15 protein-coding genes are annotated in these 16,107 nt (G+C 66.3%); 10 read left to right on the top strand and 5 right to left on the bottom strand.

Annotated elements, in window-relative coordinates; all coding sequences use genetic code 11:
- Positions 1-58: 58 nt before the first annotated feature.
- From ABIA30_RS20355 to ABIA30_RS20375, 5 genes are all read left to right on the top strand, one after another.
- A complete protein-coding gene (locus ABIA30_RS20355; protein ID WP_370068700.1) occupies positions 59-2,413 on the top strand; it encodes a hypothetical protein in 2,355 nt (784 codons plus the stop codon).
- 181 nt (positions 2,414-2,594) lie between these two features.
- Positions 2,595-3,623 (top strand): ABC transporter substrate-binding protein, encoded by a 1,029-nt coding sequence (locus ABIA30_RS20360; RefSeq protein ID WP_370068702.1) that lies wholly within the window; start codon positions 2,595-2,597, stop codon positions 3,621-3,623.
- A gap of 29 nt (positions 3,624-3,652) precedes the next feature.
- Positions 3,653-4,429, top strand: coding sequence for an ABC transporter ATP-binding protein (locus tag ABIA30_RS20365; protein ID WP_370068704.1), 777 nt, complete (start codon positions 3,653-3,655; stop codon positions 4,427-4,429).
- Positions 4,416-5,276 (top strand): ABC transporter permease, encoded by an 861-nt coding sequence (locus tag ABIA30_RS20370; protein ID WP_370068706.1) that lies wholly within the window; start codon positions 4,416-4,418, stop codon positions 5,274-5,276. The genes ABIA30_RS20365 and ABIA30_RS20370 overlap by 14 nt, the downstream gene beginning before the upstream one ends.
- On the top strand, positions 5,273-6,352 hold the full coding sequence (locus ABIA30_RS20375) for a metallophosphoesterase (RefSeq protein ID WP_370068708.1): 1,080 nt from the start codon (positions 5,273-5,275) through the stop codon (positions 6,350-6,352). Before ABIA30_RS20370 ends, ABIA30_RS20375 begins: the two co-directional genes overlap by 4 nt.
- A gap of 9 nt (positions 6,353-6,361) precedes the next feature.
- On the opposite strand, the gene ABIA30_RS20380 is transcribed toward ABIA30_RS20375, so the two are convergent.
- Positions 6,362-7,576, bottom strand: a complete 1,215-nt coding sequence (locus ABIA30_RS20380) for a hypothetical protein (protein WP_370068710.1) — start codon at positions 7,574-7,576, stop codon at positions 6,362-6,364.
- A gap of 17 nt (positions 7,577-7,593) precedes the next feature.
- A complete protein-coding gene (locus tag ABIA30_RS20385) occupies positions 7,594-9,111 on the bottom strand; it encodes a DEAD/DEAH box helicase (protein ID WP_370068712.1) in 1,518 nt (505 codons plus the stop codon).
- 282 nt (positions 9,112-9,393) lie between these two features.
- On the opposite strand from ABIA30_RS20385, the gene ABIA30_RS20390 reads away from it, so the two are divergent.
- Positions 9,394-10,095 (top strand): ferritin-like fold-containing protein, encoded by a 702-nt coding sequence (locus ABIA30_RS20390; protein ID WP_370068714.1) that lies wholly within the window; start codon positions 9,394-9,396, stop codon positions 10,093-10,095.
- A gap of 70 nt (positions 10,096-10,165) precedes the next feature.
- Here the strand turns inward: ABIA30_RS20390 and ABIA30_RS20395 are convergent, their stop codons facing one another.
- Positions 10,166-11,065, bottom strand: coding sequence for a hypothetical protein (locus ABIA30_RS20395; RefSeq protein ID WP_370068716.1), 900 nt, complete (start codon positions 11,063-11,065; stop codon positions 10,166-10,168).
- 298 nt (positions 11,066-11,363) lie between these two features.
- Here ABIA30_RS20395 and ABIA30_RS20400 point away from each other — a divergent pair, with 298 nt between their 5' ends.
- Entirely contained in the window at positions 11,364-11,603 is a 240-nt protein-coding gene (locus tag ABIA30_RS20400; RefSeq protein WP_370068718.1) for a DUF3107 domain-containing protein, read from the top strand.
- Between the two features lie 4 nt (positions 11,604-11,607).
- Here the strand turns inward: ABIA30_RS20400 and ABIA30_RS20405 are convergent, their stop codons facing one another.
- Positions 11,608-12,291, bottom strand: coding sequence for a TetR/AcrR family transcriptional regulator (locus ABIA30_RS20405; RefSeq protein WP_370068720.1), 684 nt, complete (start codon positions 12,289-12,291; stop codon positions 11,608-11,610).
- A gap of 254 nt (positions 12,292-12,545) precedes the next feature.
- Between ABIA30_RS20405 and ABIA30_RS20410 the strand changes: the two genes are divergently transcribed.
- From ABIA30_RS20410 to ABIA30_RS20420, 3 genes are all read left to right on the top strand, one after another.
- Entirely contained in the window at positions 12,546-13,592 is a 1,047-nt protein-coding gene (locus ABIA30_RS20410) for a DUF3152 domain-containing protein (protein WP_370068722.1), read from the top strand.
- A 130-nt stretch (positions 13,593-13,722) separates the two neighbouring features.
- Entirely contained in the window at positions 13,723-14,901 is a 1,179-nt protein-coding gene (moeZ, locus tag ABIA30_RS20415) for an adenylyltransferase/sulfurtransferase MoeZ (protein ID WP_370068724.1), read from the top strand.
- 37 nt (positions 14,902-14,938) lie between these two features.
- The gene (locus tag ABIA30_RS20420; protein WP_370068726.1) at positions 14,939-15,793 is read left to right on the top strand and encodes a TIGR02569 family protein; all 855 of its coding nucleotides are present in this window, start codon (positions 14,939-14,941) and stop codon (positions 15,791-15,793) included.
- Between the two features lie 7 nt (positions 15,794-15,800).
- Here ABIA30_RS20420 and ABIA30_RS20425 read toward each other — a convergent pair whose 3' ends face one another.
- Entirely contained in the window at positions 15,801-16,106 is a 306-nt protein-coding gene (locus tag ABIA30_RS20425; RefSeq protein WP_370068728.1) for an MGMT family protein, read from the bottom strand.
- Between the last annotated feature and the right edge of the window lies 1 nt (position 16,107).

The following is a 16,107-nucleotide window of genomic DNA, read 5'->3' on the forward strand; positions in this document are numbered from 1 at the left end:
TTAATTCGATCATATCTATTTACTGGACGCCTAGGTTGTCAGCGGAAATGATGTGGCAATGGGAACGTCTGCGAACGCGATCGGCAATGCGCCGACTGCACGCCTCGCCGTGCGTTCGCAACCGGCGCTGCTGACCAACGACTGCTCGGATGTGCAACTGCGCGATCAGATCACCGCTGAGGTGGACGCGATGCCGTTTCTCGGGGAGTTGCGCTGCTCGCACTCCCGGCTCGTGGCCGGCGATATCGACGAAGTGGTGTTCACCTACACGGTCGGCGCGTCGGGCATCGCCGACAGCGGCTGGTTGAAGCTGTGCTTTCGCTACTACTCCGATTGGGATCTGCAGACGGTCGATCCCGCTGGTCGCGATTTCGCCACGGCGACGCTGGTGCACCGGTCTCTGGACGGCGGCGCATCGGAACACGGCGCGGCCACCGTACGGACCCTGACGACACGTTATGACGTCAAAGGCGGTGAGCGGCCGTTCCAGAAGGCATTACTGGTGCACGTGACCGACGGCTACCTGCGGCCGGGTGACGTCATCGAAATCCGGTTCGGCGATCGGCGATACGGCGGTCCCGGAACGCGCGTCCAAACCTTTGTCGAGGACGCCTTCGAGCTGCAGTTGTTCGTCGACCCGCTGGGGACCTCGCGGATGGCTCGGGCCGGCGGGCTGCAGATCGCCGTGGTGCCCGGTGAGCCGTACACCGTCGTCGCGCACGGACCCCGGGTGGTGCGTGACGGCGCGCAGGGCGTCGTTCTGCGCACGCACGTGCAGGACCGGTGGGGCAACACCTGCTCGGGTATCGCGACCGGGATGCGAGCCGTCGTGGACGGAGTGACCGTGGCCCGGGCCGACACCCCGGCCACGGGCTGGGTCAGCGCGGCCCTCTCGGTGCCGGCCGTGAGCGGGCGAATCGAGGTGGTCGCCGAGACCGGCAGTGACGTGCAGCTAAGGACGGAAACGCTCGTCGACGTCGTCGACGATTTCCCTTCTCCGCGGGCCTATTTCGCCGACCTGCACGTGCACTCCAACGACACCGTCGGCACGGGAAACACCGACTGGAATCTGCGGTATGGCCGCGATATCGGTGCGCTCGATGTGTTGGGCTATACCGCCAATGACTTCCAGATCACCGACGAAGCATGGGCCGATGTGGTGCAGGCATGCCGAGAGGTGGCCGCAGACGGCGAATTCGTGTGCTTCCCGGGCGTCGAGTGGTGCGGCACAGCCGGTGTGGGCGGTGACCACAACGTGGTGTTTCTCGGCGAAGACACCACCGTCGCGCGATCGCTCGAATGGCACAGTGGGATGGCGAGTACCCGGCCCACGCCACAGACCTGGCCGATCACCCGGTTGTACGCGGCCTACGACAAGGACCCGGATTCGTATCTGCTCATTCCGCACGTGGGTGGGCGCCGGGCGATCTTGGACTGGCACCACCCGGAGCTGGAACGGCTGATCGAGGTGCACTCGACGTGGGGAGCCAGCCCGTGGTTCTACGAGGACGCGCTCGCGCGCGGGCTTCGTCTCGGCGTCAGCGCGGCCAGTGACGAGCATCGTGGACGGCCCGGCGGCGGTGCCCCGGGCGCGAACATCTTCGGTGGATTCGGCGGGCTGACCGGTGTGCTGGCTCCGGCGCTCACCGCCATCGACGTCGGTCGCGGACTGCGGGCCCGGCGCACCTGGGCCACCACCGGCGCCCGGGCGGTGGCCCTGCTTCGCAGCGCTGACCATTGGATGGGCGACGACATCGAGACCACGGCCCCGCACCTCGGTGCACAGTACGGTGTTTACGGGACTACCGGCTGGGACGAAATCGCGCTCTACGACAGTGCGGGCCTGCTGTTTCGCCGCAACCTGCATGACGAAGTGGGGTTGTCCTCGCAGCTGGTGCGTATCCGTTGGGGCGGGGCACGGCACCGTGACCGCTACCGCTGGGCAACTTGGTCGGGTCGGCTGCGCGTCTCCGGGTCGTCGATATTGGATGTAACACCTTGGGCCGCAACTCATCCCGAACAGCGAATCGACGTCGGTGGGGACACTGTCGACTGGAGTACCACCACGTTCGGAGCCGACATCGGGGTCGTCGTGCGGGTTGCCGATCTCGCTGACGCCCGCTTCGAGATCGACGCGGCCGTCCGCGAGGATGCGTTGACCGCCAACCTCACGGTCACCGGAACCGAACTGCTGAACGCCGGTTATCGCGACGCAGAGGTGGGCGGCCTGAACCTGCGTATCAGGCTGGAGCGCATCGCCGAACCGGCGGAATTGCCCGCCACCGTCACCGGAGAAGTCGACCTTGCCCTTCCCGTCGGCACCAGTTCGACGTATCTACGGGCCCGGCAGTTCGACGGTCACCAGGTGTGGACGAGTCCACTGTTCGTCACCCGGTCCGGAGCGAATCCGTGATGAAGCACCGTCGGCTCTACCTGACCCGGCGGCTGCATGTTGATCTGCAGCGTGTCACCTGTGCGTCCTGTCCGGCGTCAATCGCCCACGCCTGAATTCGCTTCTCCCGCTTCGATGTCCGCCGACACATGTCGGCGTTTTCGACATCGGACCGATCTCGACCTGAATCCCGAGGAAAAACGTGCCATCTCATCGATTCATCACCGAGGCCCTTGCGGCTTGCGCCGCCGTGGCGGCCGCTGTCGCCTTGGTCGGCTGCTCGCATCCGTTCGCCGCGACCACCACGGCCGCAACGCCTTTGCGGCTGGGCTACCTCACCCGTATCACCCATGCTTCGGCGCTGGTCGGGATAGCCGACGGGTTGTTCGCGCAGAAACTCGGACCGGCGGTGAAGCTGACCGCCCAGCCGTTCAGTCAGGGCACCGAAGAGGTGACAGCGCTGCTCTCCGGCCAGCTGGACGCCGCCTACGTGGGCCCCAATCCGGCGTTCAACGCATGGCAGAAGTCCGGTGGAACGGCCATCAAGATCGTCTCCGGCTCGGCAAGCGGTGGGACGTCCATGGTGGTCAAACCCGACATCCATTCCGCTGAGGATCTCAGAGGCAAGACCGTTGCGGACCCGGCGCTGGGCGGTACTCAGGACGTCAGTGTCCGGGATTGGTTGGCGCACAACGGGTTGAAGACCAACACTCAGGGCGGCGGAGATGTCTCGGTCAAGCCGACCAACCCTGAATCGGCAATTGTTCAGCAGTTCCTGACCAACCAGATAGCCGGTGCCATCGACTCCGCGCCGTTCGATGTGCAGATGATCAAGGCCGGCGGTGTTCGGCTGTGGACGGACCCGAACACGATCGCCGTGCTCGTGGTGCGGCAGGACTTCCTCGCCGCGCATCCCGACGTGGTGTCGGCGTTGGTCGCCGGTCAAGTCGAAGCCAACAACAAGATCGCCCGGGATCCGGCCGGGGCCGCGAAATCGGCCAACCGCGCATTGGCCGACGCGCTCGGCAAGGGACTGGACGCCGATGTGCTCAGCGCTTCGTTCCAGGAGACCAGGTTCACCAACGACCCCGGCATGTCCTCGCTACGTGGCCAGGTCAACAAGGCCGTCGCGATCGGGCTGCTCAAACCCCTCGACATCACCGGCCTGTTCGACCCGGGCCCACTCAACCGGGTGCTTTCCGCATCGGGCCAACCCGAGATCGCGCCGTGAGTTCACCCAGCGGACACGGTCAGCTCCTCATGACGCCGGTGCCTTCGACGGTCGCCGAGCCCGCGGTATCGCTCGACGCCGTCACCAAGCGGTATCGAACCAGCGCCGGGGTGATCACCGCACTCGATCCGGTGTCGCTGACGGTCGGGATCGGCGAATTCGTCAGCATCGTAGGAACTTCGGGATGCGGTAAGAGCACTCTGCTCAACTTGATCGCCGGGCTCGAGCGACCGTCGGGCGGCGAACTGAACATCCGCGGGCGGCGCGTCGCGCTGATGTTTCAGGAACCGGCGCTCTTTCCTTGGTTGACCGCGCGCGGAAACATCGAGTTGGCATTGCGGGCGCGAGGTGTGGCCCGCAAGCAGAGGGTCGCGGAGGCCGGTCGCCTGCTGGTGACCGTGGGCCTGGCCGACTTCGCGGACGCGCGTCCGCACCAGCTTTCCGGCGGGATGCGCCAGCGTGTCGCGCTGGCGCGGGCCCTGGCTCAGGACTCCGATGTGCTGCTGATGGACGAACCTTTCGCAGCATTGGATGCGATGACCCGAGATCGTCTGCACGAGGAACTTGAGCGGATCGTTGAAAAGCGTGGTCTCACTGTCATTTTCGTGACCCACAATGTCCGCGAAGCGGTCCGCCTCGCGGACCGGGTCGTGGTGCTCAGCGCTCGCCCGGGCCGCGTCGTCGAAGAGTTCCCGATCGCCGCCGCACGCCCACGTGCCATCGACACTGCCGAGGTGGCCGAACTCGCCGCCCGCATCACTGCCCGTCTGCATATTCAAGGAGGTGCTCACGATGGTCGTCGGTGACCTCGCCGCGCCGGACTTTCGGGTCGACACCACAGCCGCTTCGTGGCGAGCCGCACGAGGACTGCGCGGCGCGTTGGCGTCGTTGGGCGCCAAGTCTCTCGCCGTGGTTCTCGTCGTCGGTGCGTGGCAACTGCTCTATTTCAGTGGCTGGAAGCCCTCGTTTGTCCTGCCCAGCCCGGCCACGGTAGCGGCGAACCTATGGCAGCAGCTCGCCGATCCACTGTTGTGGGATGCGATCGCGACCACCATGGGCCGGGCGATCACCGGTTTCGGCCTGGCGGTGATCATCGGCGCCGTCGCTGGCGCGGTGATATCCCGAAAAGTATTGCTGCGAAATGCTTTTGGACCGATCATCACCGGTCTGCAGACCATGCCTGCCATTGCCTGGTTCCCGTTCGCCATCATCTTCTTCGGTCTGCACAATTCGGCCATCCTGTTCGTCATCGTGATCGGTGCGGCCCCGTCGGTCGCGATCGGCGTTATCGCTGGGGCAGACCATATTTCGCCGTTGCTGTTGCGGGCAGCGGACAACATGGGACTGCGGTCGGTGGCGTTGTATCGCCACGTCGTCCTGCCGGCTTCACTGCCCATGTTCGTCAGCGGACTTCGCCAGGGTTGGGCTTTTGCCTGGCGGAGCCTGATGGCCGGCGAGCTGGTGGTCCTGGTCACCAACACCGCGTCCATCGGGGTGCTGCTGGAGAATGCCCAGAATCTCAGCGACATGCCTTCGGCGATGGCGATCATGATGGTGATCCTGGCGATCGGGGTCGTCGTCGATGCGGTGTTCGGTTTCGCCGACCGACGCATCCGGCTGCGTTGGGGCCTGCTGGAGACCACCGAACGGTGAGCCCGCACAAGCCCTTTCGGGTGTGGGCCTTCGGGGACGCGCACGTCGGAACCGACAAGCAGCATGGGCGTGACAGCCTGTCCGAGGCGTTTTCGCAGTCGGAGTTCGGGGGCACCGAGGGTGGCCCGGCGTTCGACTGGGACATCGCCGTCGATGCCGGAGACATGTCCGGCGCACACCACAAACTGCCCGACGACGCCGAGGGCCTGGAGATCCGGCGTCAGTTCGCCACCTTGCGCAAGCACCGTCGCGAAGACGTCTACAGCGTGTGCGGCAATCACGACCGCAGCGGGCTCGATGAACCAGAGGCCTGGTGGTGGCAGAAGTGGATCGACCCACTGGGACAGCACCCGGCATTCTCCGGTGTGGATTCCGGCGCGCGGCCGTACCCGGTGGTGGGGCAGTGGTCGCACTACGCGTTCCGCACGGGAAATCTGTTGTTCCTCATGCTCAGTGACCGCAACGAGCCCAGTCAGACCGTGGGACGGGGAACCCTCGGGGGAAATCCCGGTGGTGTCGTCACCGGCGAGACCTTCCGGTGGTGGAAGCAGATGGTGCTCAGTCATCCGGACGACATCATCATCACGGTTCACCATTACGTGCTCAAGGACACCACCGTGGCTTCCGGGGAATGGGAAGGAGTGCAGCGAGGCGGCGACGGCCGACTGCTCGAGCACTATCACCGGCCGTTCGAGCAGGGCACGCCGAACGCGGCCTCCTACTTGTATTGGGTGGACGGCGAACCTGATTCAGGCGCGTTCGAGACCTTCCTGGCCGCACATCCAGGACGCGTGCAGCTGTGGATCGGCGGGCACACCCACACCAACCCCGACGACCATCACGGGGGCAAGACTCACATCGAAAAGCGCTGGGGAACTTGGTTTCTCAACGTGGCATCGCTGAGCCGTCATCACATGCCGATCACCACGTTGCCGATCAGCAGGGTGCTCACGTTTACTCCGGGGAGCCGCGACGTGCGGGTCCAGTGCTATCTGCACACCAGCCAGCACGCGAGCCAAGGTTGGTATCCCCGCGCCGAGAAATCCATCTCGCTGAACACCACCTACCGCCCCTAACGGTGCAAATCACTGGCCCAACGCGACGAGTTGACTGCCGCGCTGCTCCAGGATCGTCGATCCCGCGACGGCCGGCATCACCGCACCGTTCAGCGGCGGGCGAGACAGGGCGATGTGCGCCCGGGGGGCTCCGGTCTGTGCGTCGAAGGTGTCGTAGCCGCTGGTGACCGGTACCAGTAGCTGACCAGCCATCACGGTGGCCGGCCCGATCGGCGCCTGGTTGCCCTGCGGGCTGACGGTGTACTTGTAGTGCAGGCTGTCGGCATCCAGCACCACCACGCTGTCGCCGGTGTACCAGGTGACCAGGTCACCGGCCCGGGTCATCGCGGTCACCGGTGTCGCCGGACGGGGCAGTGCGGTGCTGGCCACCGTCGATCCGGTCTCGTCGACGACGTTCACCGCCGGGCGCGGGGTCGGCACGTATACCGCGACCTTGGTGTCGGACACCGCGATCACCTGGGCATCGGAATCCACACTGACGCCGGGCTGGGACACCCGCTTGATATCGGGTTGGTCCTCTTCTTTGGCCGGCTTGAGCAACGTCAGCTGCATGTCGGATTTCTTCGGGCAGGCCTCCATCACCGCGACCGAGGCCGGGCTGGCGGCGGCCGACACCAGTCGGCACAGGGGAGAGGCCGGCACACCCGGCTTGATCGGGGCGTCCAGATAGCCGTAGCTGATCATCCGGACCATGTCCGACCGCCACTGCTCGAGGCGACTGTCGCCGTAGGACAACACCGTGCTGCCGTCGGTGGACAGCTTCACTTCCTCGTCGGCCAGCGCGGTGCGCGCCGGTCCGCGACGGCCCGAGATGGCATCGACGGTGCTGATCTGACCGCAGCCGCGCTCATCGGGGTAGGCCGCGACCGCGTACTGGTACACGGAGGTGACCCCGCACAGATCCTTGCCTCGCGAGAAGCTCCACAGCGACTTGCCGGTGGCTGGTTCGCGGCCGTCGATCTGACGCCCGTCACCGGTGACAACTACGCCGCCGACAACCACCGGTTGGGTGGTCTTGACGCTCGCTTCGTGCCACAGCTCGTGCAGTGCAGTCGGTGCCGATCGCGCCGAGTGCAACTGCGGGACGAGGCGTTCGGCGGGCCGGCTGGTGGTCGCGCGGGCGTCGCTGTTCCACCAGATCAGCGTGGCGCCCAATGCCACGGCCATCACAATGGCCGCAGCGGCGATCAGATCGGTCTTGGTGCGTTGTTCCGGTTTGACCATCGGGTGCGGTGCGTGTGCTACTCGGCCGCTGCCGCCGGGGCGGCCTTGCGCGGACGACGTCGCCGACGTCGAGCCGCGGGTGCGGCCTCGCCGGTGGCGGCCTCGTCGGCTGCGTCGGTGGCCAGCGCTTCGACGGACGCGACGTCGGTGCCTTCGACGTGGCCAGTCGCCATCTCACCGGCGCGGGTGCGACGACGCGACCGGCTGCGGGCACGGGCCGGGCGGTCCTTGTCGGTGCTGGACTCGCGCTTGACCTCGGGGTCGACGGACTTCTTGGCGGGCTTGGCCCGCGAAGTGCCCACCGAACCGGTGACATCGGTGGGGATGTTCAGCTCCTCGTACAGGTGCGGGGAGCGCGAGTACGTCTCGGCCGGGTCGGGGCAGTCCAGGCCCAGTGCACGGTTGATCATCGACCAGCGATCCAGCTCGTCCCAGTCGACCAGGGTGACGGCGATACCCGTCTTGCCGGCACGCCCGGTACGTCCGATGCGGTGTACGTAGGCCTGCTCGTCATCGGGGATCTGGAAGTTGATGACGTGGGTGATGTCGTCGATATCGATGCCACGGGCCGCGACGTCGGTGGCAACCAGCACGTCGACAGTGCCTTCGCGGAAGGACTTGAGGGCCTTCTCGCGAGCGATCTGGCCCAGGTCGCCGTGGACCGCGCCGACCTTGAAGCCACGCTCGGCCAGTTCGTCGGCCACCTTCTGCGCAGTGCGCTTGGTCCGGGTGAAGATCATGGTGGCGCCGCGGCCGGTGGCCTGCAGGATCCGGCTGACCGTCTCGACCTTGTCCAGCGCGTGGGCGCGGTACACGAACTGCTCGGTGGACTCGTGGGTGGCGTTGGCGTGCGGGTCCTCGGCGCGGATGTGCGTCGGCTGGTTCATGAAGGTCCGGGCCAGGGTGATGATCGGGTCCGGCATGGTCGCCGAGAACAGCATTGCCTGGCGCGAATCCGGGGTCAGCCGCAGGATTCGCTCGATGTCGGGTAGGAAGCCCAGGTCCAGCATCTCGTCGGCTTCGTCGAGAACCAGGACGGAAAGCCCGCCGAGCTGCAGATGACCCTGCTGGGCCAGGTCGAGAAGCCGGCCCGGGGTGCCGACGACGACGTCGACGCCCTTGCGCAGGGACTCGATCTGAGGCTCGTACGGACGGCCGCCGTAGATGGCCTCGACGCTGAATTTGCGGTCGTCGGCGGTCAAATATTTGCTGGCTATCAGCAGGTCGCTATGCACCTGGATGCACAGCTCGCGGGTCGGGACGACGATCAGGGCGCGGGGGGTACCGGTCAGCGGGCGGGTCTGATCGGTGGAGACCCGGTTCAGCAGCGGTACGCCGAAGGCCAGGGTCTTGCCCATGCCGGTGCGGGCCTGACCGATCAGGTCGTCGCCGGCCAGCGCCAACGGCATGGTCAGTTCCTGGATGGCGAACGGGCTGTGCTTGCCGTCTTCGGCGAGGGCACGCACTATCTCCTCGCGAACGCCGAGGTCAGCGAATGTTTTTTCGGTTGTGGTCTTGGTTGTTAGTGCGGTCATGGTGGGGTGTGGATGCCTTCCAAAGTCATCGGAGTCAATGCTCGCAGTTAGTTCACGCGCGCACGAGTCTGACGAAAAAGCACTGGGGTCTTGGGGGCGATTCTCCAACTGAATCGCCGGCCGCTGAGGTCGCGGCGGTAGACGGCCCAACACGTGCACGCACATATCTACGGTCGCGGCCGGTAGCAACAAACTTCACTGAACTGGCCGCAGCCAGCCACTATTGTAGCTGGTCGGTTCGTCGATCGGTCGCCATTGCCGTTGCGGTCTACAGTTGTGCCCATGCCTTCGACGTCCCACGCTGAGCCTGAACAGACGGCAGATCCGGTAAATCCGGCAGCGGTTGATGAGCATCCCGGCGTCACCGAGCTGTTCGCGCTGCTGGCCTATGGCGAGGTTGCGGCGTTCTACCGGTTGACCGAAGAAGCCCGGATGGCGCCGAATCTGGCTGGCCGGATCAACCTGGCGCGTATGGCCGCCGCCGAGATGGGTCACTTCGATGTGCTCGGTGACGCCTTGGCGCGTCGCGGTGTCGACGTCGTCTCGGCGATGACGAAATACGCACCGGCCCTTGAGAATTATCACCGCCTGACCACCCCGAGCACCTGGCTGGAGGCGTTGGTCAAGACCTACATCGGCGACGCCTTGGCGGCCGATTTCTATTTGGAGATCGCCGACTCGCTGCCCGCTGACGCCGGCGATGTCGTGCGTGCGGTGCTCTCGGAGACCGGCCACTCGCAGTTCGTTGTCGCCGAGGTGCAGGCCGCGGTCCGGTCCAGCGACCGCCAGCGTCACCGGTTGGCACTGTGGTCGCGCCGGCTGTTGGGGGAGGCCATCACCCAGGCGCAATTCGTGCTGGCCGAGCGTGACGATCTGGTCGATCTGGTGATGTCCAGCGGGGATGGGCTGACCAAGATGACCGAGTTCTTCGGGCGCCTGCAGGAGACCCATGCCACCCGGGTCCGCGAGCTCGGATTGGGCTGAAACTCGGGATTCACACCCCAGGAATCAAAAAGCGGCGAGGAAATCCTCGCCGCTTTTTTGGTGCTGCCGCTTACTTGGTGCAGGAAGCGATCATCGCGTTGTTGTTCTGCGCGGCGAGCGGGGTTCCCGACCCGTCGGTGATCGCGCAGTTGAGCTGGGCACCGACGCTGGTGGCCGTCACCGAGCTGAGGCTGACGCCGGGGTTGAGCGTGATCGACTTGGTCCAGGGCAGCGCCACGTTGACGTCGGTCTGCAGTGCGCCCTGCCCGTCGGTGTAGATGACGGTGACCAGATCCAGCAGCTGCCGGTTGCCGGTGACCTGGTAGGTCACCGTGGGCCCGGCCGCCGCGGTCGGGGCGGCGGCCAGCGGAGGTGCGACTTCAGCCGGGGTTGCCGCCGCGGTCGGGGTCGGTGACGGTGTCACGGTGGTGACGGTCTCGGGTGCCAGGGCCGCGCTCGGCGGTACCGGGGACGGGGCCACCCGCGTCGGAAGGACCGCGGACGGCGTCGTGGGTGCGGCTGCGCTTGTGGTCGGGGCAGACGGGGTGACCGTCGCGGTGACCGGTCCGCTGTCGCCGCCACCCAGGATCACCACCGTGCAGATCACTGCAACCAGCAGGATGGCGCCGGCGATTCCGGCCACCCAGATCCAGCGCCGGTCGATCGGCTCGTCGTACTCGTAGTAGCCCTCGTCCGAGTACTCGGGGTAGGCGTCGTCGGCGTACTCGGCTTCGGCATCCTCTGGCCGGTCGGCAACGCTGGTGGCGCCGGTGCTGTAGGTGCTGGCGTAGCGCGTGCTGCTGCTGTACGAGCCTTGGGAAGGCCGGTAACCGGCGCCGCCGTAGGACCCGTCACCGGTGCCCTCGTCGGTTACCGGGTCGCCGTACCCACGGTTGGTTCCATAGGTCGGGCGGCTGCCGTTTGCCCACGGTGCCCCGGCTGGTGTTTCTGGCTCGTATGGCCTGCTCATGTGACTGTCCCCACTCCAGTAGTCAGTTACCGGCCTGATGCTAATGGGGCTTGTGTGACAGCTGAGGTTGACGCGCGGGAGTTCAGATAACGGTCGGGACTCGGATTTGTGGGGCGAGCGGAGCGACGGGATTGGTGGTCAGGAGGGGGCGAGCGGAGCGACGGGATTGGGTATTTATCGGGGCGAGCGGAGCTGATTCGCGAAGGGCGAACGTCCTGCGGCCCACCATGGCGGCCGGTCGCCCCGGGAGTCCACTAGCCTTCATGTCGTCGTCGAAAACTAATTGAAAGGGGTCGGCGTGGAGGTCAAGATCGGTGTCACCGACAGCCCGCGTGAACTGTTCCTCAACAGTGGGCAGTCACCCGAAGAGGTGGAGAAGTTGGTCACCGACGCGCTCGGCAAGGATGCCGGTGTGCTTGCGCTGACCGACGAGAAAGGTCGTCGATTCCTGGTGCAGACCGCCAAGATCGCCTATGTCGAGATCGGTGCCGCCGACGTGCGCCGGGTGGGCTTCGGCGTGGCGGCCGGCGAGTCCTAAGCCGTCAGGAGCGGGTGAGCGGGACGTGTGACAGTCCGCCCCAGGCGAAATGCACCGTCCCCTCGACCGCGGCTTCCTTGGAGATCGGCCGCTCGTTGTCGAGCCAGTAGCGGGCGCAATCCACGCTGAGCGCCACCAGGCCGACGGCAATCATGCGCGCGCGGTGCGCTTCCAGGCCCGAGTCACTGCTGATCAGTTCGAACACCGCGTCGGTACACGAATCGGTGGCGACCTTCACCTGCGCGGACACCTGCGGCTCGGTGACGTAGTCGTTTTCGAAGATCAAGCGGTAGCCCTGGCTGTCGTGTTCGACGAAGTCGAAGAATGCCCCGACCGCGGCGGTCACCCGAGCGTGGTTGTTCGTGGTGGTCCGCAGCGCCTGGCGCACGCCTGACACCAGGTTCTCCACGTGCCGCTGCAGCACCGCCAGGTACAGCTCGAGTTTCGATGAAAAGTGTTGGTACAGAACGGGTTTACTGACGCCGGCGCGATCCGCGATCTCGTCCATGCCGGCGGCGTGGTAGCCGCGGTCGACGAAGACGTCACTGGCAGCGATCAGTAGCTGGCCGCGGCGCTCGTCGCGGGGCAGTCGGTTGCCGCGACGGTTCAGGTTGGTCGCACTTTGCGAACTGTCGCCGCCGGCCGATTGCGCGTCTCCGCGGGCTGGGGTGTTGGCGACCTCGCTCATTGCGTCCTCGATCCGGATTCGTCTGGCACACCGACCGGAGTCGGCCGGCCGCGGCACCGGCTGGCCGGTCAGCGGCATTAGTTAGGTGATCGTCATTTCATGACGGTCGACCCGGCAGTTTATCCGGACGAGACTACTACCGGACATGGGTGGCGGATCGACTGATGTCCTCAGTGTGATCACGACGTAATCGCGAACGCGACCGGTGGCGTGCCCTTACCTGCGTCGGCGCTGCTCTGTGCCATTCTGGTGCGGTGACCTACGACCCGGGGCGAGGTGGCGGCCGCGTCCCCGTGGTGCGCAACGAATGGCGTGAGCCCTTGCGCGCTCAGCGCGACCCCGTCACAGAGGATTTCGGTCAGGCTCGGGCCAACCGCAATGACCGTCCGCAGTGGCGCAAACAGTCCCGGCTGGGCCGATTCATCTCGACCTACGGCTGGCGTGCGTACGCGTTGCCGGTGCTGGCCGCCATCACGGCGGTCGTGGTCTACCAAGCTGCCATCGGGGTCCGGCCGACCGGCCACGTGCAGGCGCAGGGCCCACTGGTGGGGCAACCGACCATGGACACGGCGAGCACCGCGATCGTCGGAGCCCCGCCGAAGGGTTTGACGTCGTTCGATGTCAACCTGCCGACGGGAGTGTTGCCCGACGGGGGAACGGTCACCGAGGAGGGTGCCAAGACCTGGCACGTGGTGCCGGGGACCAGCCCGAAGGTGGGGCAGGGGACCTTGCGGTCCTTCACGTACACCGTGGAGATCGAGGACGGCGTGGACACCACCGGCTTCGGCGGCGATGACGCCTTCGCACGGATGGTCACCGAGACGCTGTCCAATCCGAAGAGTTGGACGCATGATCCGCGGTTCGCGCTCACCCGGGTCGACGCGAGCTCGCCGGAGAAGCCGGATTTCCGGGTGTCGCTGACCTCGCCGATGACGGTCCGCGAGGGCTGCGGATATGACATTGCACTCGAATCCTCTTGCTACAACCCGTCGTACCACCCGGACGGCGGCGGTAAGCCGCAGGCTCGGGTGTTCATCAACGAGGCCCGTTGGGTCCGCGGCGCGGTGCCGTTCCAGGGCGATATCGGGTCGTATCGGCAGTACCTCATCAACCACGAGGTCGGCCATGCGATCGGCTACTACCAGCACGAACCGTGCGGTGAGAACGGTGGCTTGGCGCCGGTCATGATGCAGCAGACGTTTTCGACCAGCAACAATGACGATGCGAAGTTCGACCCGGAGTCGGTCAAGCCCGATGGTAAGACCTGCCGGTTCAACTCCTGGCCGTACCCCATCGCCTGAGCCGGGTGTCTTTTCCCGCGAAAGGGCCGGGAGTGTTCGGGGGCCGATTGCCGTTGAATGCGGTAGCTGATGACAATGGCGGTACCTGTTGAGATTGGTGACAGCCGGATCATCGTCGAAGGAGACTGGCGTGTCGACACCGTTGCCGCCGCTGGTGCAACCAGCGGCCGAGTTGACTCACGATGAAGTGGCCCGTTACAGCCGCCACTTGATCATTCCGAACCTGGGGGTCGACGGGCAGAAGCGGCTGAAGAACGCTCGCGTGCTGGTGATCGGCGCCGGTGGCCTGGGCGCGCCGACGCTGATGTACCTGGCTGCTGCCGGCGTCGGGACCATCGGCATCGTGGAGTTCGACGTCGTCGACGAATCGAACCTGCAACGCCAGATCATCCACGGCCAGTCCGACATCGGCCGGTCCAAGGCGCAGAGTGCCAAAGACTCCATCGCCGAGATCAACCCGCTGGTCACGGTCAACCTGCACGAGTTCCGGCTGGACGCCGACAATGCCGTCGGCCTGTTCGAGCAGTACGACCTGGTCCTGGACGGCACCGATAACTTCGCTACGCGATACCTGGTCAACGATGCCGCGGTGCTGGCCCGCAAGCCGTACGTCTGGGGCTCGATCTACCGCTTCGAGGGCCAGGTGTCGGTGTTCTGGGAGGACGCCCCCGATGGCCGGGGCCTGAACTATCGCGACCTGTACCCGGAGCCACCGCCACCGGGCACGGTGCCGTCGTGCGCGGAAGGCGGGGTGCTCGGCATCCTGTGCGCCTCGATTGCGTCGGTGATGGGTACCGAGGCCATCAAGCTGATCACCGGCATCGGCGAGACGCTGTTGGGCCGGCTGATGATGTACGACGCACTGGGGATGACCTACCGCACCATCGGGATTCGCAAGGATCCGGCGGCCCCGGCAGTTACCGAGCTGATCGACTACGAGTCGTTCTGCGGCGCAGTGTCCGACGAAGCTGCCGTCGCGGCGTCGGACAGCGCGGTGACGCCGGTCGAACTGCGGGACATGCTCGCCTCTGGAAATCCCATCGCGCTGATCGACGTCCGCGAGCCGGTCGAGTGGGAGATCAACCACATTTCCGGCGCCGAACTGATCCCGATGTCCACGCTCGAATCCGGGGCCGGACTGGCCCGTGTGCCGTCCGATCGCACCCCGGTGCTGTACTGCAAAACCGGTGTTCGGTCGGCTGAGGCGCTGGCTTTGCTGAAGAAAGCCGGGTTCAGTGACGCGCTGCATTTGCAGGGCGGAATTGTGGCGTGGGCGCGGCGACTCGAACCCGACATGGCGATGTACTGACGTCGAGTCGGCCGAGGCACGCCTTAGGCTGTGCGCTGTGACCGTCGACCGTCCCCCCGACCATGTGCTGACGGCGTTCGGCCTCAGCGGGCTTCGGCCGGTTCCGCTCGGATCGAGCTGGGAGGGAGGCTGGCGCTGCGGCGAGGTGGTGCTCTCCATGGCGGCCGATCCCGCCCGTGCAGCATGGTCGGCCAAGGTGCGCGAGACGCTGTTCGTAGACGGGGTCCGGTTGGCTCGGCCGGTGCGATCGACCGATGGTCGTTACGTGGTCGCGGGCTGGCGTGCGGACACTTTCGTCACCGGCACCCCCGAGCCCCGGCATGACGAGATCGTCTCGGCGGCCGTGCGACTGCACGAGGCGACGGCCAAGTTGGAGCGGCCGCGGTTCCTGACCCAACCGCCGGCCGTGCCGTGGAGTGACGTCGACGTGTTCATCGCCGCGGACCGCGCGGCCTGGGAGGACCGGCCGCTGCACACGCTGCCGCCCGGCGCCCAGGTGTCGTCCGGTACCACCGATGGCCAGCGTTCGGTCGAGCTCATCAATCAACTTGCCGCACTGCGTAAGCCAACCCGCAATCCGAGCCAGCTGGTGCACGGAGATCTCTACGGCACAGTGCTTTTCGCGGGTACAGCCGCACCGGGAATCACCGACATCACGCCGTATTGGCGGCCGGCGACCTGGGCGGCGGGAGTCGTCGTCGTCGACGCGCTGTCCTGGGGCGAGGCCGACGACGGCCTCATCGAGCGCTGGGCGTCGCTGCCGGAGTGGCCGCAGATGTTGTTGCGTGCGTTGATGTTCCGGCTTGCCGTGCACGCGCTGCATCCGCGGTCGACGGCCTCCTCGTTCCCCGGTCTGGCCCGCACCGCCGCGCTGGTTCGCTTGGTTCTCTAGCTCGCAATCAGAACTGGTGGCGCACGGAATCATTGCCGCGCAATGGAACCCGGCCGTCAACGGCCAGCACCCCCTCGGCGCGCAACCGCTCCAGCTGCCGCGTCGCCAGATGCGGCGCCGGCCGGCCGGACGCGCCGATCACCCGGTGCCACGGCAGGTCTGACGAGTCGGTCCGCATGATCCAGCCGACGATCCGCGGGCTGGAAAGCCCTGCGGCATCGGCGATATCGCCGTAGGTCGACACCCGGCCAGGCGGTATCGAGGCGACCAGTGCCCGCACCGTCTCCACTTGTTCGTCGGTTACCGCGGCCATG

Source organism: Mycobacterium sp. MAA66 (genome assembly GCF_041261665.1).
In the GTDB taxonomy this organism is placed as follows: Bacteria; Actinomycetota; Actinomycetes; order Mycobacteriales; family Mycobacteriaceae; genus Mycobacterium.

Coding starts and splice junctions, on each gene's coding strand:
- ABIA30_RS20355 (WP_370068700.1), top strand. CDS start 59: ATGGGAACGTCTGCGAACGCGATCGGCAATGCGCCGACTGCACGCCTC.
- ABIA30_RS20365 (WP_370068704.1), top strand. CDS start 3,653: ATGACGCCGGTGCCTTCGACGGTCGCCGAGCCCGCGGTATCGCTCGAC.
- ABIA30_RS20370 (WP_370068706.1), top strand. CDS start 4,416: ATGGTCGTCGGTGACCTCGCCGCGCCGGACTTTCGGGTCGACACCACA.
- ABIA30_RS20380 (WP_370068710.1), bottom strand. CDS start 7,576: ATGGTCAAACCGGAACAACGCACCAAGACCGATCTGATCGCCGCTGCG.
- ABIA30_RS20385 (WP_370068712.1), bottom strand. CDS start 9,111: ATGACCGCACTAACAACCAAGACCACAACCGAAAAAACATTCGCTGAC.
- ABIA30_RS20390 (WP_370068714.1), top strand. CDS start 9,394: ATGCCTTCGACGTCCCACGCTGAGCCTGAACAGACGGCAGATCCGGTA.
- ABIA30_RS20395 (WP_370068716.1), bottom strand. CDS start 11,065: ATGAGCAGGCCATACGAGCCAGAAACACCAGCCGGGGCACCGTGGGCA.
- ABIA30_RS20405 (WP_370068720.1), bottom strand. CDS start 12,291: ATGAGCGAGGTCGCCAACACCCCAGCCCGCGGAGACGCGCAATCGGCC.
- ABIA30_RS20425 (WP_370068728.1), bottom strand. CDS start 16,106: ATGGCCGCGGTAACCGACGAACAAGTGGAGACGGTGCGGGCACTGGTC.